Origin of the sequence: Clostridium chauvoei (assembly GCF_002327185.1) — a bacterium.
GTDB lineage: Bacteria > Bacillota > Clostridia > Clostridiales > Clostridiaceae > Clostridium > Clostridium chauvoei.
The window spans coordinates 1,990,392-2,015,760 of the sequence record NZ_CP018624.1; the positions used below are offsets into that span (position 1 = coordinate 1,990,392).

Sequence of the window (25,369 nt, forward strand, 5' to 3'; positions counted from 1 at the left end):
TAAGGAGAAATAAATCCTCCTTAGATATTTTACTCTATACCAATTCTGTTAAGTTAGCTTTATCTGCTTCTCCATTATTTAATTCATATTGAATATATGGTAATTTAAGAAGCATTCTCTTAACTTCTTCTACATTTACTCTGTTTGTATTATCTGAATTATATTCTTCATCAGCTCTAAACTTTTCATTACCTTCTGTTACGTACTTAGCATAATTTAAATCTCTATTATCTGATGGTATTTGGAAGTAATTTCCGTGATCAATCGCTTGAACGAATTCTTCTTTAGTTAATAAAGTTTCATAAGATTTTTCTCCATGTCTAGGTCCTATAATCTTAATTCCTGCATTTGAATTAAAGACTTCCTTTACAGCTGTTGCAAGTTCTAGAACTGTACATGCTGGTGCTTTTTGTACAAATATATCTCCTTGTCTTCCATGCTCGTAAGCATATAAAACTAGATCTACTGATTCTTCTAATGACATTAAGTATCTAGTCATATTAGGATCTGTTACTGTTAAATCCTTACCTTCTTTTATTTGTTTTATAAATAGCGGAATAACTGATCCTCTTGATGCCATAACATTACCATATCTAGTAGCACAGAATACTGTTGAATTTTCTCCACTTTCTCCTGCTTCTCTTGCTCTTGCTATCATAACTTTTTCAGCTAAAGCCTTTGACATTCCCATTGCATTAACAGGATAAACAGCTTTATCTGTACTTAATAATATAACCTTTGATACCTTATTTTCTATTGCTGCTTTAAATACATTATCTGATCCTTGTACATTTGTTTTTATAGCTTCCATAGGATAGAACTCACATGAAGGTACTTGCTTTAAAGCTGCTGCATGGAATACATAATCAACACCTCTCATAGCATGATTTATACTTTCAAAATCTCTTACATCTCCAATATAATACTTAACCTTTTCACTTTTTATATAAGTTCTCATATCATCTTGCTTTTTTTCATCTCTTGAAAATATTCTTATTTCTTTAATGTCTGTATCAATAAATCTCTTTAGAACAGTATGACCAAAAGATCCTGTACCTCCAGTAATTAAAAGAACCTTATCTTTAAACATATTACTCGCCTCCGTATTTTACCCTTAATGTTTTTCTTTAATTATTTAACAAATTGTTAGCTTTTTTATTTATATTAAATATTTTTTTATACTTTTCATCTAATATTACTGATGATAAAAAGTATAATTTTCTTAATAAGCTGTTTCCATTTGGATATAAATCCATTCCACTTGTATAAAGTTTATCTGCTAAAGCATGAAGTTTAGTATTGTCGTTTTCTATTCTTCTCTTTAATTCTTCTAAAGAAAACTTATCATCTTCTCCTCTTAATCTCATTTCATGCATTTCACTAATATATAAAGATGATAATATTTGATTTTTCTTATTAGTGTTAGTTACACTAGTTTTTCTTACTCTATATTTTAATAATACTTCATTAATATTAGAAATACTATATCCAGAGGTTATAAATCTTGAAACTAAATCATAATCTTCTGCATATAATACATGTCTATAGTTTCCGATTTTTATTATATCCTCTCTTTTAAACATCATTGATGGATGTACCATACAATTTCTATATCTAGATATTTCTTTAATTAACTCTTTATCAGTTACAATGTCTGTTGATTCTTCTATAATATTATCTTCCTCATTTATGCAAATTATATTAGTACCTATCATAGAAATATTTTTATTTTTTTCTAGAAAATTAAATTGCTTTTCTAATCTAGTTTCTACAGATATATCATCTGCATCCATTCTAGCAATATACTTACCTGTTGCAAGGCCTATACCTTTATTTAAAGTATCTACTAATCCTAAATTTTTTTCATTTATATAAAATCTAATTCTAGAATCCTTTTTTGCATAATCCTCAATTAAATTTTTTAAATCAATATTATTTGGATTGTCTAGTATTATAATAAACTCAAAGTTTTTAAAGGTTTGATTTAATATAGATTCTATACATTTTCTAACCCATCTTTCTTCTTCATTATAAGCCCCCATTATAATAGATATATCTACCTTATCCATCCTAATCCTCCTTAGACTTTTCACAATCCTTCATAAGTGCTTTAGCTACAATTAAATCCACAGGTTCATCTATATCAATTGAACTCGCCCTATCCATTATATACGCTTTGCTCTTATCTTCATAGAAACTTTTTGTAATTTCATAATTTTTTACTCTACATATATATATAGCACCATTTATTCTATAAAATGTGCCTAATTCTTGTCTTCTTTTAAGATTATTCTTATTAATAAAATCTTTTAATGATAAATCACTCGGTAATGTATTTGATAGTAAAGGTGAATGATCCATTTCACATACGCTTACTACTGAATTTAATTCCTCATCAATTATAAGATTTGCAGCTTTAATAATATCTTTATTAGTTCTTAATGGAGATGTTGGTTGAAGTAATACAAAGTAATCATATTCCTTACCCATTTCTCTTAATCTTTTTATTACATCTAATAAAACTTCCTCTGTTGAGGAGGTATCCTTTGATAAATTCTCTTCCCTTAAAAAAGGAACCCAAGCTCCAAAGCTTCTTGAAATATCTGCATATACATCTGAATCTGTAGATACTATAATATCAGTAAATATATTACTTTTCTTTGCATTTTCTATTGTATGTGCAATTAATGGTTTTCCATTTAAATCAATTATATTTTTATCTTTAATCCCTTTAGATCCGCTTCTAGCAGGGATAATTGCGAGAAATTTCTTTTCTCTGTACATTGTATAACACCTCTAAAAATATATTATTTTATAACCTTTTTAAGATTTACTAATACTCCTGCAATTATTATAATGATTAAAGCCCATCTAACTAACATCATATCTATAAATACATAATGGAATATCATAACTACTAAAATAGCTGCTAATGCATATATGTAATATACGAATGGGAAATCCTTTCTCTTTAATACAAGTCTTACTATTATCTCATGGAATACAAATAATAATGCATAAGAAATAGTTGTTGCTATAGCAGCTCCTAGTCCTCCTATTTTAGGAATTAATAAAAAGTTAATTACAATATTAACTATAGCCGCTAACATGGTTCCTGTAGATATTAACGTACTTTTCTTTCTGTAAAATTCGTAATTTACACCAAATGTATATAAAAATACAAAATAATATGCTAAAACAACCATAGGTATTATTCCTATACCAGGCCAGAAAACTTTACTTGCTAAAAACTTCATCATTTCTGGAGAAGCTAAAGTAAATAATCCTGTAAAAATTGTAAATACAATTATATATATTTTAGCTTTTTCTTTTATTTCTTTATCTAATTTATCTCTTTGCGCATCAAAATACCAAGCTACCCATGCACTATTTATTGACATTAATATTATATTTACTATCATACCAATGTTATAAGACATATTGTATAATCCAACTATAGAATCCGTAGTATATTTTTGAAGCATTACTCTATCAGATTGTGTTAATATCATATGTGAAAGGTTATGTACTATAAGAGGTAAAGCTATTGGCAAGCAGAACTTCCAATGTTTTAAACTTATAAATACCTTTCCTTTTCTCATCATATTTATATAAACAACTATTCCAATTAAGACACTTGCTATAACACCAGCGTATATTCTTCCTAAATATTTTTCATTATTTAGTGATAATATTATAACTATTGAAACTCCTATGTTTAATAAAGTTGATATAGCTGAAATTAATAAATATTTTTTATAGTCTTTTTCAAAAACTAATCTACTTGAATTAAATCCTCCAACAAAATCAAAAAATGCCTGTATTACCATTAATATTATTAATGGTACTGCTAATTCAGTAAATTTTGATATTGGATTTCTAAAAAATATTGTAAGAAGGAAAACCCCAAAGAAGCTTAATGTTGATAAAAACAATGTACTTGATATATATCCATCATACTCATCTCTTGGTAAGTTGGCCCTAGCTGTTCCTAATGTTCCATTAATTCCAAGTCCTATAAAAATAGAAATTATACCTAAATATGTAGAATAAATACCTGTAATTCCATAATCCGCAGTATCTAATCCTAATAATTTAGTATAAAGTGGCATTGTAAAAAAGTTAATTCCCTTTAAAAGAAAAGTACCTACCGTGTACCATGTTGCTGCAGAAATCAGAGAATCTCCAGTAAATTTATTTAATATTTTTTTAGCATACTTTTCTCCTTACACCTTAATTTTGTTTAATTCGTCCGTAAATTCTAAAATACTATTTGGCATCTTTACTCCTAAGTCCTTTAGTATTTCTATATATTTTTTATTAACATTCATATTCATAAGCTTATACATAGCAAAATATTTGTTATCTGATATTACAGGTACGGTTAAATATATAGTGCTTAACCCACTTCCTATTATTATATTCCCCTTACTTCCAACTAAAATTTCTTCTAAAGCTTTATTAGACGGTAATATTTTTATATTTTCATCTATCATCTCATTTAGATAAAAATTTTCTTCTCGTGGATGATACTTTAAATATATTTTTTTATTATCATCCCTTAAATTTTTTATAATTTCCTTATATGAATTGTAGGCTTTTTCAGAATATGTTTCTAAAGTTAGTATATAACTATAGTTTATATTACTCTTATCCTTAGTTGATGAATCTATTACCTCTTTAAAATATTGCCTTTTTATTTGAATTATATTTTTAAATTTAAATTCTTCTCTTACATACTTAGGATAAAGAACATAATAATTAGACACCTTTTTAGATGTCCCATAAACAGCTATTTCTTCATATTTGTTATAAAAGTTAAAATACATTGCTGGTATTGCAACTGGCCTTAAAAGTAAATAATCCTTTGCTTCTAACTTTTTCTTTGGCAAAATTGTATCTACATATGCTGCTCCCCCATCTTCTATTGCTGATATAGTTGCACCATTTTTAGATAATCTATCTACCAATATCTGCACCATAATAAAAGTATCATTAAATATAAATATTTCTTCAACACCTTTATTAAGTACATCATTTGTAATATTCCTTATTAATTTACAGTTATCTAATGTAAGCTTTCTTTCATTTATTTTTGTTCCATCATTAGCTAATACTCTCTCATCAAATTGGCTACTTGGAATTATATATATTTGTGAAAAATATTTATCTAACCATTTGTATTCTTCTTCTCTATAGTTAAAATGCTTAAATAAAATTAAAATATTTTCTTTTTTATTTTTTTGTAATGCTACACTAGAAGAAAGTAATATATGGTATGGAGTATGTGCAATAAAAACATTAGATTTCATTATTATTTTCCTTTCTTTAAAAAGTTCTCTACTCTTGTCACAAAGGATTTTGAACTATAGTTATCCATAGCTATTTTGTAATTACTTCTTGCAAATTTTTCATAATCTTTATTTGCTTTTATAATTGATTCTGAAATATCTTCCTTTTCCACTTTACATAGTACTCCGTTAATATTATCTTCAAATATATCACAAATTCCACCTTGATTAGTAGTAACTACTGCTGATCCTGATATCATAGCTTCTAAAATTGAAATTGGCTGTCCTTCATTAGGATAGTATGTTGGTAAGCAAAAAATGTTTGTATTTCTTAAAAGTTCTTTCTTTTGCTCTCCCTTTACTAAACCATGATATGTTACATTATTATCTAATTCTTTTAATAACTTATCTAAACTTTCTTTTATCTCTTCTTCTATAGCTCCAGCTAGATCTATATGGAAAGGAATATTCTTTTCTTTTAATATTTTTCCAGCTTCTAACAATTCTAATATTCCTTTAGTTTTCATTAAATTACTTAAATATAAAACTCTTATTTCATTATTATCTTTGAAATAATTTATTTTATCTTCTAACTGTTTTTCTGAAATTAAGTATTCTTCTTGAACACCATTTTCACATACTATAACTTTTTTATCATCTAAAATTCCATGGAACATAGTTCTTAAAGACTCCCCTAAAACAACTACTCCATCACACATTTCAAAGTATCTCTTAAGTGTAGCTTGTTTCTCTTTATCTACTGAATCGTACATTTGTCTTACAAAACCACCATGAAAATGAATATAACAAGGCTTTTTCTTGGATATAGCTGCCTTAATAAAAGGTGTATATTTCATAAAACCTAAATAACTTTGGGCTGGTGTTATATATATGGCATCAAATCCCCCAAAAATTATTTTAGATACACCTTCTATAATTGGCTTAAAGCTTGCAATTATTTTTGTTATTTTCACTTTTCCTTGTGATTTTAAATCTGCAAATTTTTTATCTGTATCTGTATTTATATAAGTAACATCATTATTTTTTAGTAACCCTTCATATAACATTTTATTTGCTATAGTCATTCCGCTAATTTGACCTGGAAATGGTCCTATCATTAAGATTTTCATAAGCTCCTCCTACAAATAGATGTCTAAAATCTATTAAGAATAATATCTGAAGAGTGTTTTACTGTGTAGTTATTCTCTAAATACTCTCTTCCCTTAATTCCCATATCTACTAATGATTCTTTTTCTGTAATCATTTTTTTAATACATGTATTGAAAGCTTCTATATTTCCACTTTCACACCAATATCCAAATTTTCCATTTTCAATAACAATTCCTACATCTGTGTTTTTATCTGTTGCTGCAAGTACTGGTATTCCAACCTCCATATAACTTAAAAGTCTTGATGGGAAGTTTGGAATTGTAAATCTATTATCTAAAAGTATAAGTCCAATATCACATGCTTTAACTAAATTATCATAATCAGCTTTTGGTAATAAAGAATATAATGCTGCATTTATACCTTGATTGTCATCAAACCAAGCTTTTAGCTTATTATACTCTGTTCCATTGCCAACAATTAAGAAAAATACTTCTTTATTATCCTTATTTGCCTTAAGAATTTCTATTAAAAAGTTTATTCCTTGTGGTCTTCCAAGGTTTCCTCCATAAACAATTACTAAGGCATCTTTAGGTATTTTATATTTATCTCTTAAAGCTATTTTTTCTTCTAAGTTTAATTTAGAAAATGGTAATGGGTCTATGCTATTTGGACATACTTCCACCTTTTCTTCTCTTAACTCTTTATTATGTTCTAATAAGTACTCTTTATTTTTATCTGACATACATCCTATATAGTCTGATGCTGCATATAGTTTATTTTCTTTTTTTCTGAAATACTTATAAATGATGCTACTTTCTTTCATCATTTCAATATCCACTGCATTTTGTGGGAAAATATCTTTAAGTAAAAGATATGACTTAGCTCCATCTCTACTTTTTATATAATTAATAACCTTTTCAAAAGTTATAGGTGGAGTAGAATACATAACTAAGTCAAACTTTGTATCGTTTAAATATTTTTTTATTGAATTTACGAATTGATTTTCGATTAATAAGGTACTTAAACCTTTTTCTATTATATTTGTTTTTTGTATATTTCCTGTTTTAACCCTTAGAACTCTAATACCGTCTTCATAACCAATATAAGTTTCTTTTTTTGTCTTCTTTCAATAGGGGTAACAACTGTTACATTGTTACCTCTATTTTTTAATTCCTTCATTAAATCTATATAAATTCCTCTACTGTTACAATCCATAGGATATACTAATGTTAAAAATAATATGTTCATAGATATTCACCTTTCTAATTCTTCCCGTTAAACTTCTCCATGGTATTATCTTCTGATTGATTTATATCTGATTTCTTTAAAACTTTAGAAATTGTTAAAAAGAAAATTTTAATATCTAAAGCAAATGACCAGTTTTCTACATACCATACATCTAGCTTGAATTTTTCTTTCCAAGAAATAGAGTTTCTACCGTTTATTTGAGCCCATCCAGTTAACCCTGGAAGAACTTCATGTCTTCTTAATTGCTCTTTACTATATAAAGGCAAATACTCTACTAATAAAGGTCTAGGACCAACTAAACTCATATCTCCTTTTAATATATTAATTAATTCTGGTAATTCATCAATACTTAAACTTCTTAACTTTTCACCAAAACTTGTTAATCTCTCTTTGTCGGATAATAAGTTTCCATTTTTGTCTTTAATGTCTTTCATAGTCCTAAATTTTATCATATTAAAAACTTTATTATTTTTTCCAACTCTTTTTTGGACAAAGAATACAGGTCTTCCAAGCTTAATAGCTATTAAAATTCCAACTACTAAAAATATTGGTGATAATACTATTAATGCTGACAGTGAAACCAGTATATCCATTAGTCTTTTTAATACTCTCATGGTTACCTCACATAAAGCATAATTTATTGGGGTTTTAAACTTTACAACGTATTTCCTATGCTTTTATACAAATAATTTTTTTATAATGTCTGTTACACGATTTAAATCTTCAGTCTCTAGTTTAGTATCTGAAGGTAAACATATTCCTCTTTCAAATATATCTTCACTCACACTAGTTCCGTTATCATTATGTGAGAAGAATTTATAATCTTTATAGAAAGGTTGCATATGCATTGGTTTCCATATGTTTCTTGACTCTATATTTTCTTTTTCTAGAGCTAAGATTATATCTAGTGGTTTGACTTTACTATCCTCTGTTAGAGTAATACATGTTAACCAACAGTTTGAATCACCATAATCACATATAGGCATCATTTCTATTTCTTTTATATCCTTAAAGGCTTCTTCATATACTTTATATATTTCTCTCTTCTTTGCTACTCTATCTTTTAGCACTTCCATTTGCCCTCTACCAATACCAGCAGATATGTTACTCATTCTATAATTATAACCTAATTCTGAATGTTGATAATGTCTTGCTTGATCTCTTGCTTGTGTAGCCCAGAATCTTACCTTTTTTATAGCTTCTTCATTATTTGATACAAGCATTCCCCCACCTGAAGTAGTTATTATCTTGTTTCCATTAAATGAATATATTCCAAACTCTCCAAAAGTTCCACTAGCCTTACCTTTGTAAGTTGCTCCTAAAGATTCCGCTGCATCTTCTATTATTGGAACATTGTATTTGTTACATAATTCTATAATCGGATCCATATCTGCACTTTGACCATATAAATTAACTACTATAACCGCTTTAGGCATAGTTCCATTCTTTTCACATTCCTTAAAAGCTTTTTCTAATGCTTTTGGTGACATATTCCAAGTTTCATAATCTGAATCTATAAATACTGGTATTGCATGTTCATACATTATTGGATTGCAACTTGCTGCAAAAGTTAATGAAGAACAAAAAACTAAATCACCCTTTTTTACTCCTACTGCTTTTAATGCTAAGTGTATTGCTGCTGTTCCTGCTGATAATGCAGCAGCTGCTTTAACTCCAACATAGTTAGCTACATCTTTTTCAAAATTATCAACATTTGGACCTAACGGTGCAATCCAATTTGCTTCAAAAGCCTCATCTATATATTTTTTTTCATTTCCTCCCATATGAGGTGAAGATAAAAATATCTTTTTGTTACCCATTTTAATCACTCCAATTTATTATTTATTTTTTGTAACTGCTACTTCATCTAAGGGTGTATAACTTGGAACTATCTTCTTTAATCTCACTCTTATTTCATTAGCCTTATTAGCCTTACTTATATCTACTATGTCTGATATATTTTGCATTAATGCATCATAGTCTATATCAGCTGGTTTTTCTATAAATATTTTTTCATGCTTCGTATTGCTTAATTCATTTTCTGCCATAAGAAGTTCTTCATATAGCTTCTCACCTGGTCTTAAGCCTACTACTTTTATATCTATATCTTTGAATGGTTCAAAGCCTGAAAGCTTAATTAAATCTACTGCTAAATCATAAATCTTAACTGGTTTACCCATATCTAATACGAATATTTCTCCACCTTTAGCATAAGCGCCTGCTTGAAGTACTAATTGTGCAGCTTCTGGTATAAGCATAAAGTATCTTGTAATATCTTTATGAGTTAATGTTACAGGTCCACCTGCTTCAATTTGCTTTTTAAATAATGGTATAACTGATCCATTACTTCCTAAAACATTACCAAATCTAACTGCTACATATTCAGTCTTGCTTCTTGCATTTATAGATTGAACTATCATTTCACATAATCTCTTTGTAGCTCCCATTACATTTGTAGGGTTAACAGCTTTATCTGTAGAAATAAGAACAAATTTTTCAACACCAAATCTATCTGCACATTGAGCTACATTTAAAGTACCTTGTACATTGTTTTTTATTGCTTCTGCAGGGTTAAATTCCATTAATGGTACATGCTTGTGTGCTGCTGCATGGAATACTACATTTGGCTTATATTTTTCAAATACATCTGCTAATCTCTTTTTATCTCTAATAGATGCTATAACAACCTTTTGATTTAACTCTGGCATATTTCTTTGAAGTTCCATTTGTAAATCATAAGCTGTATTTTCATATATATCTAATATTATAAGTTCTTTTGGTGCAAACTTTGCTATTTGTCTGCAAAGCTCAGATCCTATTGATCCTCCACCACCAGTAACTAAAACTCTCTTATTTGTTAAGTAGTATGAAATACCTGACTTATCAAGTTCTATTTCTTCTCTTCCTAATAAGTCTTTTAAATCAACATTTCTCATTTTTTTAATATCTATTTCACTACTATCAACTAATTCATTTATTCCTGGCATAATCTTAATTTGAGCTGTAGTATTTTGACACTTTTTAATTATTTCCTTTTTGTTCTCTGCGGATAAGCTTGAAATTGCTAAAACTATAAGATCTACATTTTTATTTTCAACAATTTCTTCTACTTCATTTGTATTTCCTAATACCCTTACACCACTTAAATAAGTTCCTTTTTTATTATTATTATCATCAACTAAACCTACTATTTTGTAAGCTCCATTGCTTTTTTTTCTTAATTCTGATATTGCAATTTGTCCAAAAGCTCCTGCTCCAATGATAAGTACTCTCTTTTTAGTTTCTCCATTTAAAATATTTTTATATAATTTTACTCTTTTATATATTCTCATAGAAAGCCTTACTGTCATTGTAAATAGGATTACTAATACACCCGATGTTATAGTAACTAAATTAGGAATTCTTAAAGGCACCACAAACATAATAATTATGTTTAATACTATACCTAAAATTCCTCCACCTATTCCCCATAAAAATTCATCTAATCCCGCTATAGTCCATAAACTACTATACATTTTCATAAAATAAAATGGGATTATGTATAATAATACAATTAAAGGTAAAAATCTTAAATATGCTATTACATAATTATCTGGTACATCCGAACTAAATCTAATGTAAAAACTGCATACATATGCTAAATTTATAAAGATTATATCTAGTAAAAGTAGTATTAGACCCTTTACTTTATTACTTTTAACCATTTCTTACTGCCTCCTGCTTGCTACTTAATCAGCTATATTGGATTCTTTATTGTAAAATATAATACTATATTCTACTTAAAATACTATCATTTGTATAATATTATATCATAATTTGTGGCATTAATAGTTAACTTTCCCCTCAAATTATTTTCACTAATTTATTATATCACTATTTTTTATATTGTTTAATTTTTTATATAAAAAGGAAGACATATTAAGAAAATCTTAATATATCTTCCCCTAAAACTCCTCATCCTATGTTCTTTTCTTTATAATTCTTAGTTATAACTAACATAATCCAAAAAGTAATTAGAGGGAAATTTAAATCTCCAAATAGAAGACTTTCAGGAATATTAGCAAAAAGCATTGCAATTAAAAAGCATATTAATAAACTTTTTATTTCTATATCCTTACCATATAACTTTTTGCGTTCTTTTACGGAATTTATAATTACATATGCTATATATGCCATTATAAGTAAAAATACTATAATTCCATTTGCAAGCATAACACCTAAATACCCATTATGCGTCCCAAGCTCACTAGTTGGATTTCCCATAGCTTGTGCTATAAGCTCATTTGAATTTTTAATTCCAACACCAAATAATAAATTTGACTTTATTATATTTATAGCTGCCGTCCAAATTGCTATTCTTCCGCTTGTAAAATCTGCATTAGTTATTTTATTTATAAAAGCTGAATCTTCTGGTAGTACTCCTAACTTTAATGCTGCTATTCCCATTACCCCTAGAAGAACTAGTAATATTATTGCATATTTTTTATACTTACTTCTGAAAAAGAAAATAAAATAACTCATTATAAATACAGCTATTATTAATATTGAGTTTCTACTTCCTGTTAACATTATGTTATATGTTTGAAGTAATATATTTACTATTAAAAATTCTTTATAAACTTTTTTTTCTTTAATAACAAATAAAATTATTGAAAGCATTATTGACATTGCACATAATAAAGCATATGAATTAGGATTAACCATAATTGAAATGATTACCTTCCCAGTTGTATAATAATCCGCTATACCATAAAATGATTCTCCTATAAAAACAGTTGTATTATTTATATAACAATACAAACCAAATACACCTGCAATAAATGAAACAACTACAAAACATAATAATATGCTTGATAGTATTTCTCTTAAATCATATTTTGATATTTTATTTCCAACATAACAAATACCTATAAGTATAATAATTACCGAATACAGTTCTCTAAATCCAAGACCTCTACTTATAATTCCTGCAATTACATAACTTATCATTGTAACAATAATCCATATAAACTCTTTATTATCGTTATCCTCTAGTAGTCTTTTTGAAAAACATTTTTCTTTTTTATTTTTTAGTAATTTCCATATATCTTCGTTTAAAAAACATATAGCTGCATATATAAGTGTCATTATCATAATCGGTGCCATAAATATTAGCATGCCTTTAATAGATACTACTGAACTTGTATAAAATATACTAAACAATATAAGTACATTAAAATATATAATGCCTTTCCACTTATTCAATTAAACCCCTCCTAAATTAAGAATCCTTACTATAAATCAAAAAACTTCTTTTTTAAAGAAATAGGTTCACTTAAAGTCTTCTTAATTTCCTTCATTATCTTATCTGATGTATTTCCATCCCCATAAGGATTAATAGCATCTTTTATATTTTCTTTAAATTCTTTGCTTAGCCCTTTATTCATTGCATCTATGATTTTTTCTGCAACTGGTTCACAATTTATAACTGTAGTTGCTTGTACTCTTCCCTTTTGTCTGTCCCCAATATTTATAGTAGGAATATTAAATGATGGTGTTTCTATTATTCCACTTGAAGAATTTCCAACTACCATACTACTATGCTTCATTGCACTTAAATATTTAATTTGACTCATAGATACAAATTGAACGCATCTATCTTTATTTTTTTCTACATATTCATCAATCAAACTATTTATTATTCTTCCATCACTATCTGAATTTGCTTTAGTTATTACAAACTTCATGTCTTTAAAGCTGTCTATTGCTTTTAATAATTCTTTAAACTGCTCTTCTGAAGTACTTTCTTCTAAGGTTACTGGGTGGAATGTTACCATTGCATAAGGTTTATCTAATTTAAAATTAAACTCCTTTTCTACTTGTTCTTTTTCCATAAGATTTAATTTTTTTATGTTTTCTACCCCAATAGCTCCAACATTAAATACTCTACTTGGATCTTCGCCTAACTGTATAACTCTTTTTTTATACTCTTCTGTACTTGTGAAGTGTAAAAAACTCATTTTTGTTATTGAATGTCTTATTGATTCATCAAAAGCCCCTTCTGTAGTTTCTCCTCCATGAAGATGAACTATAGGTATCTTAGCTATCATTGCGGCTGATGCTGCCATAAGTATTTCATACCTATCACCTAGAATAATTACTAAGTCTGGCTTTAATCTATTTAACGTTTCACTAAAACTTATAATAGCTAATCCCATAGATTTTGAAATACCTATAGCTGTATCTGATCCTAATAGCATTTCTATTTTTTCATCTATTTCAAAACCATCTTTTTCTATTTCTTTATAGGTTAATCCAAATTCATGAGATAAATGCATTGCTGTTGCAATAATTTGAAGCTCTAGTTCTTCATCTTTATTTATTTTTTCCATTAAAGGTCTTAACAACCCATACTCTGCTCTAGTTCCTGTAATTACACAAATTTTTTTCTTAATCATATTTCAATCAACTCATCTTTTTCAAAATTTCTTTTAGCTTTTGTACCTATTACTTTATCCCAAAGTTTAGGTGAAACTCCTGTTCCTGGTCTCTTTATACAGATGTTTTCTTCTGTAAGTATTTCACCTACCTTAATAGGCTTTAAGCAAACTAAGCTTTTCCTAGCTACTTTTACATTTTTAATTTCTGATAATGTTAAATCTTTAATGCCATTTCCTAATGCTGTTTCTATATTTCTTATAGATTTTACCATTTCCTTTAGTTCTTTAGGTTCTAAGCTAGCCTTATGATCAGGCCCCTCCATATTTTTATCTAAAGTAAAATGCTTTTCTATAACTCTTGCCCCTAAAGCTACAGCTGCTATAGGAATTTCAATTCCATTTGTATGATCTGAATATCCAACTTCTACTTTAAATGCATCTCTTATTGTATTCATAGCATTTAAATTTACTTCATTCATATTAGTTGGATAATTAGTATTACAGTGAAGTACTATTATATCTTTTGCTCCAGCTTCCCTTAAAACTTTTAAAGCAAACTCAATATCAGATAAATTGCTCATACCTGTTGATATAATTATTTTCTTTTTTGTCATAGCAATTTTTCTTAGATAAGGAACATTTTCTATTTCTCCTGATGGAACTTTAAATATTTCTATTCCTAAGTTATCTAATAACTCAATACTTTCTAAGTCAAAAGGTGATGATAAAAACATTATTCCCTTTTCATTACAATATTCCATAAGCTCTTTATGAACATCGTAACTTAATTCTAATTTTTTTAACATCTCCAATTGTGATGTCTCTTCCTTTAAGTTCTTTACTTGATATTCAGCTTGCTTTGCAGATGTCGTAACTAAATTAGCTGCCTTAAAGGTTTGAAACTTAACAGCATCTACTCCTGCCATTACTGCCTCATCTACTAATTTTTTTGCTAATTCTAAACTTCCATTGTGGTTAACGCCAGCTTCAGCTATAATAAAAACTTTTTTCATGCCTTCATCTTCCTTCCAGGATTTCCACATACCTTTGAATTATCTTCTATATCTTTAACTATTACGCTTCCTGCTCCAACAAGAACATTTTCGCCTATATTTATACCTTGTATTATAGTGCTATTAGTTCCAATATGTGAATTATCCCCTACCACTACAGTTCCACTTAAGGTAGAACCTGGCGCAAGGTGTACAAATTCTCCTATTTTACAATCATGATCAACTATAACCCCTGTATTTATAATAGCTTGTTTTTTTATATAAGCATTTGCATTTACTATTGCACCTTTTCCTATAAAAACTCCGTCTTCAATAGTAGCATAAGGTGAAATAATAGAAGTTAAATCTGAAATAACTGGAAAACTATATCCTATATTTTTTATTTCATTATATAATCTTTTTCTTACAGAAGGATCCCCAACACTTCCAACACAAATAAACGCATTTTTAACACCTTGACTATACAGCTTTGGTAGTTCCTCATTTCCGCCTAGGATTTCTACCCCTAAAATTTTTTTACCTTTGTTGTTAATATCAATAATTCCTACAATTTCAAAGTTACCTTTACTTTTTATAGAATCAATAATACTTTTGCAGTGTCCACCACCACCCATTAATATTATCTTCTCCATTATCTTACTCCTAACTTGTTCATTATTTAATTTAATTACACAATAAATTACTGCGATATTTTTTATATGATATATTAATTTATTTTAGTTTTAATGCTTATGTTAAGTGACTTACTATAAATCTTTTTAACATAGTAATTCATCCTAACTATTCCAATTGATACTTTTTCTATTATATCACAATATTCTTGTCTCCCTAAATAACTTCACAATAAGTTAACTTAATTTATATATAGCTATATCTCTATTTTCAAATACTTTTTCTCCAAACTCTCTATTTAATTCGAAATTAGTATTTATTAAGTTTGACCTTATAATATATGTTACTCCATCTTTTTTAACTTTTTCTATAGCTTCTTTTTCATTGTTATATACTCTATTGCAAAGATCTACTCTTTCATCGATTACATAACTTTCTTCTTTTGGTATTCCTACATAATCGAATCCTTCTACGTACATTTTACGAGTTGAAAAAGTACTATAATAAAAGAATCTTTCAGTTTTATATCCTCTTTCTTTAGTTACATAATATCTATCCGTTAAGATAATATCTTCAAATGTAGTATTTTCTTTTAACCATTGCATTCCTTCATATTCATACCTCGTTATACTATTATAACTAGGAAGGTTGCTATCACTTTCTAGTTTAGAATTTTTGTAATTATTTATTCCTTTAATACAATTTTCAGAGTAATTTATAGTAAATTCTTTTACCCCTAAAAATAATAAAAGGAAAAATAAAGGTATTAATATTACTTTACCTATTTTAAACTTCTTAGCTTTTATCACATATTTATTTGTAATATTAAATGTAAATAGCATCATAAATGGAATTGATGTAAACATAAAATACAACTCCGAAAACCCCTTATGAGCAAACACATTTGTTGCACAAATACCTGCTAATGATATTATAAATAATATAGCATCTTTATAGTCTAATCTTTTAATGTTAAATACCATTATTAAAGATGATATTGCAAATGGTATTGATATAACTGGTAAGAAAAATAATATGTATAATATTACTGTTAGTATTAGTGAAGTTTTATATGCTATTCCTGTTACTGCAAATTTATTTATTTGAATCTTTCCAAAACCAGAGTTTTTAACTAAGTGTCCAAACTCCCCCCATATTTCTTGCTCTCCTCCTGAGAAAACAATGAAATAAAATATTACAAATGTAAATAAAAATAACATACCTACAATAATATAATTAATTTTCCTTTTTGATTTAAGAAACATAATAAAGCATCCTGCTAATATACCACATAAAATAACTGCCGCCACTGGCCCTTTAGCTGCTAATGATGCTACAAAAAATATTATCCCTAAAGATATGTACTTTATATCTAGGTTATCCAACTCAAATTGTTTAAATACAAAATATATACAAAGAATAGCCATAGCAAAAGACATAGCTAAACCAAAAGGTGTTGCATATAAATGATTAGTAAGTGGAATCATGTATTGAGCTAATGACATAGTAAAAAATAGTGATACAACTCCAATTACAGTAACAAATTTATTCTTCACTATTCTATATAGTAAAATTGATACACTATAAACCAATAATATATTAGATCCTATAAATCCATAGATCGTATATATAGGAAAGCTCTCTATTCCTGTAACCGCCCCCATTACTGCTAAATGTATATGCATAAAGTAGTGATATTTAAATGGAAAGCTTGCAAATCTTATATCTGTTATTGGAAACTCTTGTTGAATGGAGCTTACATTACCAACATTCCATAATATATCTTGATAATATGTCCCACCCCCTAATAATTCTGGTGACAAATTATTAAGTGTAAATGAACAGAACGTAATAATAGCTACTATTGTAGATATAATTAATGTTGAAATACTTAAAGTAAATTCATTTTCTAAATCACCTATATAGTTGTATTTTTTTATTAAAATACAAATTGAAATAATACCTATAATTATAATAGCTATAGGCAATAATTTACTTATTCCTAAAGAATAAAAAACATAGTATTCTACAACGTTTAATACTATTCCTAAAGCATAAGATATCACAAAAAATTCTGTTCTATTTATTTTTTTTAAACATAGCAAAAGCATGATAGCAATTCCAGGCAACATAACCCCAAATGCCTGGAAGTAAAGGAATTTTAATACCTCTGAAATTTCTATCACTAGTTTTCCTCCCTAATTAATAACTTTTCAATTATAAATTTAGGTCTATTCTTTGTTTCATTATATATTTTACCTATGTATTCACCTATAATTCCTAAAGATAATAGTTGAATTCCTCCAATCATCCAAATTGAACAAACAATTGTAGTCCAACCTGCAACAGCCTTACCCATTATTTTTATAACTAAGAAATAAAATAACATAAGAATACTTATTGCAAGTATTCCAAAACCAAGACTTGTTATTATTCTAATTGGTTTTATACTAAATGAAGTTATTCCATCCCAAGCAAATGCAAGCATTTTCTTTAAAGGATATTTAGATTCTCCTGCAAATCTTTCATGTCTTTCATAAGTTACAACTGAGCTATTATATCCTATAAGTGGAACTATTCCTCTTAAAAATAAGTTAACTTCTTTAAATTCTGCTAACCCTTCTAATGCTCTTTTACTCATTAATCTATAATCAGCATGATTCTCAACTATATCTACGCCTAAAGCTTTCATAAATTTATAGAATCCAACTGCAGTACTTCTTTTAAAAATAGTGTCTGTTTCTCTTGAAGATCTAACTCCATAAACAACATCATTTCCTTTATAGTACTCCTCTACAAACTTATCAATTACATCTACATCATCTTGAAGATCAGCATCAAGGGATATAACCATATCAGCTTTTTCCTTTGCAGTCATAAGCCCTGCTAATAAAGCATTTTGATGACCTTTATTTCTTGATAGCTTTAATCCTACAATCATAGACTCTTTAGCATTTAATTCCTCTATTATTTCCCAAGTTTTATCTTTAGAACCGTCGTTTACAAACATTATTTTACTTCTTTTAGATATTCTCTTACTGTCAATTAATACGTTCATTTTTTCTACTAGTCTTTTACTTGTTTCATGAAGAACTTTTTCTTCGTTATAGCAAGGTACAACTAAATATAATACTTCTTCCATTTTTCTCCTCCGTAAATAACGTATATTTAATTAGTAATTTTACATACTATCATCCATTATATCAAAATAATATACTCACTACAATTAATTACAATATTTTATAGCCTTTATATACAGCCTTAATTATCCACAAAAAGATAAAAAGACATTCTATATTAAGAACGTCTTTTTATAACCGTAAATATTAAGTTTTTAAAGTAGTTGAACTCTTCAGTTTTATAAAAAATTACTATATAAATTACATTGATTATAACTACATTTACTAAGCAATTTAATATGAAATATATTAAAGAGCTACTTCCTCTTAAATTAGTTGTACATATAGTAGTTATTACAAATGGTATTAAACCTATTAATAAATATTTGAAATACATTTTAAAATAATCTAATAAATTCTTCTTAAATACATATTTATACACAATTTTAGGCTTTACCCAAAATACAACTGTAAAATTACTTATTAAAGTTCCTATAAATACTCCTGGCAACCCTAAAATCTTAACTAATATAATTGATGCAACAAGATTTACTGCTGATTCTATAATTGCTGCATATCTATCTTGATAATATTGTCCGCTACCTTCTTTAAATTTATCTACAGATGATCTCATTAAAACAAAATAGAAGTTTATAAGCAGTACAGTTATAGTTAATGTATCTATTCTCTGAGTTTCACCCATCCATATAGTAATAAATTGATTTATTGTGTTAAATAACGATATTGTTATAAAAGAAACACACCAAAAACTTAAGAAAAATAATCTTTTATGAATTATATATGCACTATCATCATCTTTCTCTACTAATAAATTTCCTATACTTGCTGTTATTCCTGAAAAGGCATTATTTATTACATTTTGGAAAATATTCAATACCATACTATAGTTATTAAATTTTGTTACTGTTTTTAAATTTATAAAGGCTGATATTATTAAATTATCAGTACTAAACACCATTAACGCCCCAACTTTATGAAGAAATAATGCTTTAACATTTTTAATTAAAGAGTTTTTTTCTTCTTCATCAAGTTTTCCATCTACAGTATTTAACCATGAATACTTCTTATTAATATACCAATTTATTCCTATATAATAAATTAACTGAACTAATACTTGAATAATTATATATATGTAGAAACTTGGATAAATCATTAAGAATATAATTTGTAATACCGAAATTGTAAACTTAGATATACATGTTGCAATTGATACTCTATATCCTTCTTGAGCTACATTTAGTATACATATTTTATAAGAAAATAAATAACTAAAAAATGTATCTAATAAGAATATTAAGAAGTATATCCTTGCATCAACCATATTTATCTGACCCTTAATAAATATATTAAGGAAGAACATCAATCCTATTCCTAAGCCAAGTACTATAAATCCTATTATTCTATATAGTCTTCCATAGTACTTTAAATAAGCCTTAATCTTTGATTTATTTCCTTCTGCATATGGTTTATATAATGAGAAAACTATGGCTGACCCAATTCCCATTTCTACCACTGATAGCAAGCTTATTATATTATTATATAAAGAGTTTACTCCAAGTAAATTATCACCTAAAGTGTTTAAAAATATTTTTCTTACTATAAATGTAGGTATAAATATAAGTATATATGTAAGTATATTCACTCCTACATTTATGGCTGCTTTTTTTGTTCTCATATCTGTCCATCCTTAATATTTATATTTATAAATTGCAACAAACTTCAGTTTCAAAAACTGAAGTTTGCTATACTGTTAAATCCTATTTGTTTCATATCCTTTAGGATTTTTACTTTGCCATCTCCAAGAATCTCTACACATTTCTTCAATGTTTTTTTCTGCCTTCCAACCTAACTCTCTATTAGCTTTGGAAGAATCTGCGTAACATACAGCTACATCCCCTGGTCTTCTTTCTACTATTTTATATGGAATTTCTCTTCCACTTGCCTTTGAAAATGCTTTAATTAATTCTAAAACACTATATCCATTTCCTGTTCCTAAATTATATGTAATAAGCCCTGAGTTAGTATTTAATTTATCTAAAGCTTTTATATGTCCCTTAGCTAAATCTACAACATGAATATAATCTCTTACTCCAGTTCCATCTATAGTATCATAATCATCTCCAAATACACTAAGTTCTTTTAACTCTCCTACAGCTACCTTAGTTATATAAGGCATTAAATTATTAGGAATTCCATTTGGATCTTCTCCTATAAGACCACTTTCATGAGCCCCAACAGGATTGAAATATCTTAAAATTGCAATATTCATAGAGTCATCAGCTTTATATAAATCTCTTAACATATCCTCTATCATAAGTTTACTTCTACCATAAGGGTTTGTAACTCCTAAATAAGCTAATGGTGTTTCTTCTGTTACTGGCATTTCTTCTGCTGCTCCATAAACTGTTGCTGATGAGCTAAATACAAAATTTTTAACCCCATACTTTTTCATAAGCTTTAACAATACTAATGTACTAGTTAAGTTGTTATGATAATATTCAATTGGCATAGAAACCGATTCTCCAACTGCCTTAAAAGCTGCAAAATGTATAACTGAATCTATATTATTTTCTTTAAATACCTCTTCTACTTTTTCTTCATCTAATAAATCTATTTTATGTAACCTTACATCTTTACCTGTAATTTCTTTTATTCTATCTTTTACTATTTCTTTACTATTAGAAAGATTATCTATAATTACAACTTCATGTCCTTCATTTAAAAGTTCGATAGTAGTATGACTTCCTATGTATCCTAGCCCTCCAGTTATTAATACTGACATAACCATTCATCCCCTTTACTATTATCTAAATAATTTTTATCTATATTATACTATAAAATTCATATTAAAATAACTTTTATTGATTAAATCATTTTAACACAATCTATATTTAATAAAAATTAAAATTTTCTTAATATATATATTTACTGCCCATTTTTGCTATATTATGTAATACCTTCGTCTTTACACTATTTTTTTTAAATGTTAAAATTTAATATGTGAAAGGATGTGGAATTTTGGATAAACATGCAAAAAGAAAGAAAAAGTCATCTCCTACAAAAATAATACTATTAACTATTTTAGCTTTAGTAGTTTTAATATTGGTAGGAGCTTCTATCTATGGCTTTAATTTAGCAAATAAAGTTGATAAGATTGAAACTACTGAAGAGGATATTGGAATTAAAAAAGAAAATACTGAAGAATTATCTAAATATAGTAATTACGATAAAATTATAAATATCGCACTATTTGGTATAGATGCAGGAGAAAATGAATTTGGTCGTTCTGATTCTATAATGATATTAACTATAGACCCTGTTCATAATAAAATGAAGGTTTCTTCTGTAATGAGAGATTCTTACGTTAATATTGAAGGTCATGGAATGGACAAGCTTAATCATGCTTTTGCCTTTGGTAATTCTGTACTAGCTTTAAAAACACTAAATGATAACTTTGGATTAAATGTAAATAGCTTTATTTCAACTAACTTTAGTAATCTACCTAAAATTATAGATAAATTAGGTGGTGTTGAATTAAATATTACATCTGATGAGCTTCAATATATAAATAAATATATTGATAACTTAAATGGAATAAACGGTACTTCTACTCCTTATGTAGCTTCACCTGGAAAACAACTTCTAGATGGTACTCAATGCCTTGCTTATTCTAGAATAAGATATACAAATGGTGGAGACTATGAAAGAACCTCAAGACAAAGAACAGTATTAAAGGGAGTTTATGAAAAAGTAAAGAATACTAATGTATCTGATTTCCCTACATTATTAAATGATTTCTTACCTTTTATACAAACCAACTTAAGTACTACTGAACTATTAAATATTGGTTCTACAATAAGCAAAATAGGAAGTTCATCTCTTATAGAAGATAGATTCCCAAGAGATGGCTACTGTGAAGGTCAAATCATTGATGGAATTTACTATTTAACCCTTGACCTTGAAGCTACAAAACAACAAATGAAAGAATTTATATTTGAAAATTAAAGGAAATATATTATGAAAAAAAAATTATCTTTATGGAAAAAAATATTAATAACTATACTTATACTTATTCTATTATGTATCTTAGGAATAGCATCTTATGCATTCCATTTATCTAACAAAGTAACTAAAGTAGAAATGGATAGAGAAGCTGTTACAGATACCGGAAAAGAGCTTCCAAAGAAAGCTGAAGATGTTACAACTGTTGCTTTATTAGGAACTGACTATTCAGGTAATGAACATGCCGCTTCTGATTGTACAATGATTTTAGCTATTGATAAAAAAAATAAAAAATTAAATCTTTGCTCTCTTATGAGAGATATTTATTTAGATTTACCTGATGGCGGAAAATCTAATTTAAATTACACAATGTCTAGTGGTGGTCCTGAGCTTCTTTTAAAAACAATAAATTATAACTTTAACTTAAAGGTTGATAAATTTGTAGAAGTAAATTTAAGACAACTTCCTACTGTTATAGATAAACTTGGTGGTGTTGAAATAGATATAACAGAAGATGAATTAAATTATATAAATGGCTATATTCAAAATATAGATGACAAAAATGGTACAAAAACTTCACCAGTAACTTCAACTGGCAAGCAACTTTTAAATGGTACACAAGCTTCAGCTTATTGCAGAATAAGATATACTGAAGGAAGGGATTTTAAAAGAACAGAACGTCAAAGAGATGTTTTAACAGCTTTATTTAATAAAGTTAAGGATATAAATCCTACAGAAATTCCTGGTATAGTTAGCGATTTATTACCATTAGTAAGTACAAATTTATCTAATGCAGAAATACTTTCAATAGCTTCAGATGTTGTAGGCATGAATGTAAATAACATAAATCAAGGAAGATTTCCTTTAGATGATGATCTGACTACAGAATGGACAGATATGTATCATATGATTATCGATGTAGATAAAACAACTAAAAATATTCATAATTTCTTATTTAGCGAGTAAAAATTTAACAATTTAGAAAAGTGGGTTCGTTTAGAATTCACTTTTTTTGCAATTTATTAAAAAATCTTTAAGTATTTTATTAATTGTTCATATCTTGACCATTTTTTCTATTATTTTTCTTAAATACTTTATTGAATATATTTAAATTTCGTGATAATATAGACAAGTAATTATTTAATAGATATTTAATTTTATTATATATCTATTAGTAATTTATTATCGTTTTCAAGTTTAAATTGTAAATTTATTGTCGTAAAATATATTAATACTTTGTAAAGGAAGGAACATTATGAAAAAAAATACTAAAGATTCTATTGTTATAGGCTTTGCCTTATTCTCGATGTTTTTTGGAGCTGGAAATCTAATTTTCCCTGCTTTTTTAGGACATACTTTAGGAAAGGAATTCTTTCTTGGAATTATAGGTTTTATAATAACTGGAGTTGGTTTACCTCTACTTGCTATACTTGCTTGTTCTAAAGGGGATGGTACTTTTGAAACATTAGCTGGAAGAATTGATAAAAAATTCGCTATCTTCTGTACCGCAATTTTATTTATCGCTATAGGACCAATGCTTGGTATTCCAAGAACTGCTGCAACAACTTTTGAACTTACTATACATCCATTTTTCCCAAATATATCACCATTTGTTGCAATGACAGTTTATTTTTTAATTAATTTATTCTTTGTATTAAGAAGTTCTTCTGTAATAGATACAATCGGAAAATATTTAACACCAGCATTATTAATTATATTAACAGTAATAATTATAAAAGGTATATTTATGCCTATTGGTAATATAGTTGATACTAATGTAACATCTGTTTTACCTTCTGCTTTATTAGAGGGATATCAAACAATGGATGCTATTGCTGCATTACTCTTTGCAGGTATTATAACAACTTCTTTATTGGCAAAAGGATATAAAGAAAAAGAAATGCCATCAATGATTTTAAAATCAAGTTTAGTTGCTGTAGTTGGACTTGCTTTTGTATATGGTGGATTAATGTTTATTGGTGCTCAAACTGTAAATTTAGCTCCATCTGATATAGGTAAAACTGGATTGCTTTTATTAATTGCTAAAAGTATCTTAGGAAATATTGGAACTACACTTATAGGTGTTGCTATGGGACTTGCTTGTTTAACTACTTCTATAGGACTTTTAACTGCTGGTTCTACTTTCTTTGAAAAAGTTTCAAAAGGTAAACTTCCATTTAAGTTAAATTCCATTGTACTTGCAGTTATCAGTTTAGGAATAGCTTGCCTTGGAGTTGATAAAATAGTTGTTTTATCAGAACCAATACTTCATGTCCTTTACCCAGTTTCAATAACACTTATAGTAACTACTTTATTATCAAAATATCTTACAAACATTAAAGCTGTAAGACTTGGGGTTTATACTTCATTAGCTTTCGGATTGCTTTTTGCTATACCAGGACTTAATTTAAGCTTTATTCCACTTGCTAACCTAGGTTTTGGATGGGTATTACCTACACTAATTGCTATATGTTTAGGATATGTAATTTTTTCTGTCGAACCTAAAATGGAAATAAATGAGATATAAAAAGAGA

Annotated in this window: 22 protein-coding genes; 3 read left to right on the plus strand and 19 right to left on the minus strand. The window is 27.3% G+C overall.

Annotated elements, in window-relative coordinates; genetic code table 11:
* Positions 1-34: 34 nt before the first annotated feature.
* The 19 genes from BTM21_RS09380 to galE all read right to left on the minus strand — a co-directional run bounded on the left by BTM21_RS09380 (position 35) and on the right by galE (position 21,615).
* Positions 35-1,090 (minus strand): polysaccharide biosynthesis protein, encoded by a 1,056-nt coding sequence (locus tag BTM21_RS09380; RefSeq protein WP_021874946.1) that lies wholly within the window; start codon positions 1,088-1,090, stop codon positions 35-37.
* Positions 1,091-1,127: 37 nt separating this feature from the next.
* Positions 1,128-2,069 carry a glycosyltransferase gene (locus BTM21_RS09385; RefSeq protein ID WP_021874945.1) on the minus strand — a complete coding sequence of 314 codons (942 nt, stop codon included), beginning with the start codon at positions 2,067-2,069 and terminating at the stop codon, positions 1,128-1,130.
* A 1-nt stretch (position 2,070) separates the two neighbouring features.
* On the minus strand, positions 2,071-2,784 hold the full coding sequence (locus BTM21_RS09390) for an acylneuraminate cytidylyltransferase family protein (RefSeq protein ID WP_021874944.1): 714 nt from the start codon (positions 2,782-2,784) through the stop codon (positions 2,071-2,073).
* Positions 2,785-2,807: 23 nt separating this feature from the next.
* A complete protein-coding gene (locus BTM21_RS09395) occupies positions 2,808-4,205 on the minus strand; it encodes an oligosaccharide flippase family protein (RefSeq protein WP_341429552.1) in 1,398 nt (465 codons plus the stop codon).
* A 21-nt stretch (positions 4,206-4,226) separates the two neighbouring features.
* Complete coding sequence (locus BTM21_RS09400) at positions 4,227-5,312, minus strand: polysialyltransferase family glycosyltransferase (RefSeq protein ID WP_021874942.1); 1,086 nt, start codon at positions 5,310-5,312, stop codon at positions 4,227-4,229.
* 2 nt (positions 5,313-5,314) lie between these two features.
* Positions 5,315-6,421, minus strand: coding sequence for a glycosyltransferase family 4 protein (locus tag BTM21_RS09405; RefSeq protein ID WP_079481143.1), 1,107 nt, complete (start codon positions 6,419-6,421; stop codon positions 5,315-5,317).
* Positions 6,422-6,444: 23 nt separating this feature from the next.
* Positions 6,445-7,347 (minus strand): glycosyltransferase family 4 protein, encoded by a 903-nt coding sequence (locus tag BTM21_RS09410; protein ID WP_242969945.1) that lies wholly within the window; start codon positions 7,345-7,347, stop codon positions 6,445-6,447.
* Positions 7,348-7,472: 125 nt separating this feature from the next.
* Complete coding sequence (locus BTM21_RS13980; RefSeq protein WP_242969946.1) at positions 7,473-7,649, minus strand: hypothetical protein; 177 nt, start codon at positions 7,647-7,649, stop codon at positions 7,473-7,475.
* A gap of 14 nt (positions 7,650-7,663) precedes the next feature.
* The gene (locus BTM21_RS09415) at positions 7,664-8,263 is read right to left on the minus strand and encodes a sugar transferase (RefSeq protein WP_021874939.1); all 600 of its coding nucleotides are present in this window, start codon (positions 8,261-8,263) and stop codon (positions 7,664-7,666) included.
* Between the two features lie 63 nt (positions 8,264-8,326).
* A complete protein-coding gene (locus BTM21_RS09420) occupies positions 8,327-9,469 on the minus strand; it encodes a DegT/DnrJ/EryC1/StrS family aminotransferase (protein WP_021874938.1) in 1,143 nt (380 codons plus the stop codon).
* Between the two features lie 18 nt (positions 9,470-9,487).
* On the minus strand, positions 9,488-11,353 hold the full coding sequence (locus tag BTM21_RS09425; RefSeq protein WP_079481142.1) for a polysaccharide biosynthesis protein: 1,866 nt from the start codon (positions 11,351-11,353) through the stop codon (positions 9,488-9,490).
* A 250-nt stretch (positions 11,354-11,603) separates the two neighbouring features.
* Positions 11,604-12,893, minus strand: a complete 1,290-nt coding sequence (locus BTM21_RS09430) for an O-antigen ligase family protein (RefSeq protein ID WP_079481141.1) — start codon at positions 12,891-12,893, stop codon at positions 11,604-11,606.
* A 29-nt stretch (positions 12,894-12,922) separates the two neighbouring features.
* Positions 12,923-14,086 carry a UDP-N-acetylglucosamine 2-epimerase gene (gene neuC, locus BTM21_RS09435; protein WP_165489631.1) on the minus strand — a complete coding sequence of 388 codons (1,164 nt, stop codon included), beginning with the start codon at positions 14,084-14,086 and terminating at the stop codon, positions 12,923-12,925.
* On the minus strand, positions 14,083-15,081 hold the full coding sequence (gene neuB / locus BTM21_RS09440) for an N-acetylneuraminate synthase (RefSeq protein ID WP_079481140.1): 999 nt from the start codon (positions 15,079-15,081) through the stop codon (positions 14,083-14,085). The genes neuC and neuB overlap by 4 nt, the downstream gene beginning before the upstream one ends.
* Entirely contained in the window at positions 15,078-15,713 is a 636-nt protein-coding gene (locus BTM21_RS09445; protein ID WP_021874933.1) for an acetyltransferase, read from the minus strand. The genes neuB and BTM21_RS09445 overlap by 4 nt, the downstream gene beginning before the upstream one ends.
* Before the next feature lie 216 nt (positions 15,714-15,929).
* Positions 15,930-17,879, minus strand: a complete 1,950-nt coding sequence (locus BTM21_RS09450) for a hypothetical protein (RefSeq protein ID WP_079481139.1) — start codon at positions 17,877-17,879, stop codon at positions 15,930-15,932.
* Complete coding sequence (locus tag BTM21_RS09455; RefSeq protein ID WP_021874931.1) at positions 17,879-18,835, minus strand: glycosyltransferase family 2 protein; 957 nt, start codon at positions 18,833-18,835, stop codon at positions 17,879-17,881. The genes BTM21_RS09450 and BTM21_RS09455 overlap by 1 nt, the downstream gene beginning before the upstream one ends.
* 155 nt (positions 18,836-18,990) lie before the next feature.
* On the minus strand, positions 18,991-20,508 hold the full coding sequence (locus BTM21_RS09460; protein ID WP_021874930.1) for a lipopolysaccharide biosynthesis protein: 1,518 nt from the start codon (positions 20,506-20,508) through the stop codon (positions 18,991-18,993).
* Positions 20,509-20,583: 75 nt separating this feature from the next.
* Positions 20,584-21,615 carry a UDP-glucose 4-epimerase GalE gene (gene galE / locus BTM21_RS09465; RefSeq protein ID WP_079481138.1) on the minus strand — a complete coding sequence of 344 codons (1,032 nt, stop codon included), beginning with the start codon at positions 21,613-21,615 and terminating at the stop codon, positions 20,584-20,586.
* Positions 21,616-21,851: 236 nt separating this feature from the next.
* Here galE and BTM21_RS09470 point away from each other — a divergent pair, with 236 nt between their 5' ends.
* From BTM21_RS09470 to brnQ, 3 genes are all read left to right on the plus strand, one after another.
* Positions 21,852-22,838, plus strand: coding sequence for an LCP family protein (locus tag BTM21_RS09470; RefSeq protein WP_242944833.1), 987 nt, complete (start codon positions 21,852-21,854; stop codon positions 22,836-22,838).
* Positions 22,839-22,850: 12 nt separating this feature from the next.
* Entirely contained in the window at positions 22,851-23,801 is a 951-nt protein-coding gene (locus BTM21_RS09475; RefSeq protein WP_021874927.1) for an LCP family protein, read from the plus strand.
* Between the two features lie 289 nt (positions 23,802-24,090).
* Positions 24,091-25,362 (plus strand): branched-chain amino acid transport system II carrier protein, encoded by a 1,272-nt coding sequence (gene brnQ / locus BTM21_RS09480; protein ID WP_079481137.1) that lies wholly within the window; start codon positions 24,091-24,093, stop codon positions 25,360-25,362.
* The last annotated feature ends 7 nt before the right edge of the window (positions 25,363-25,369 follow it).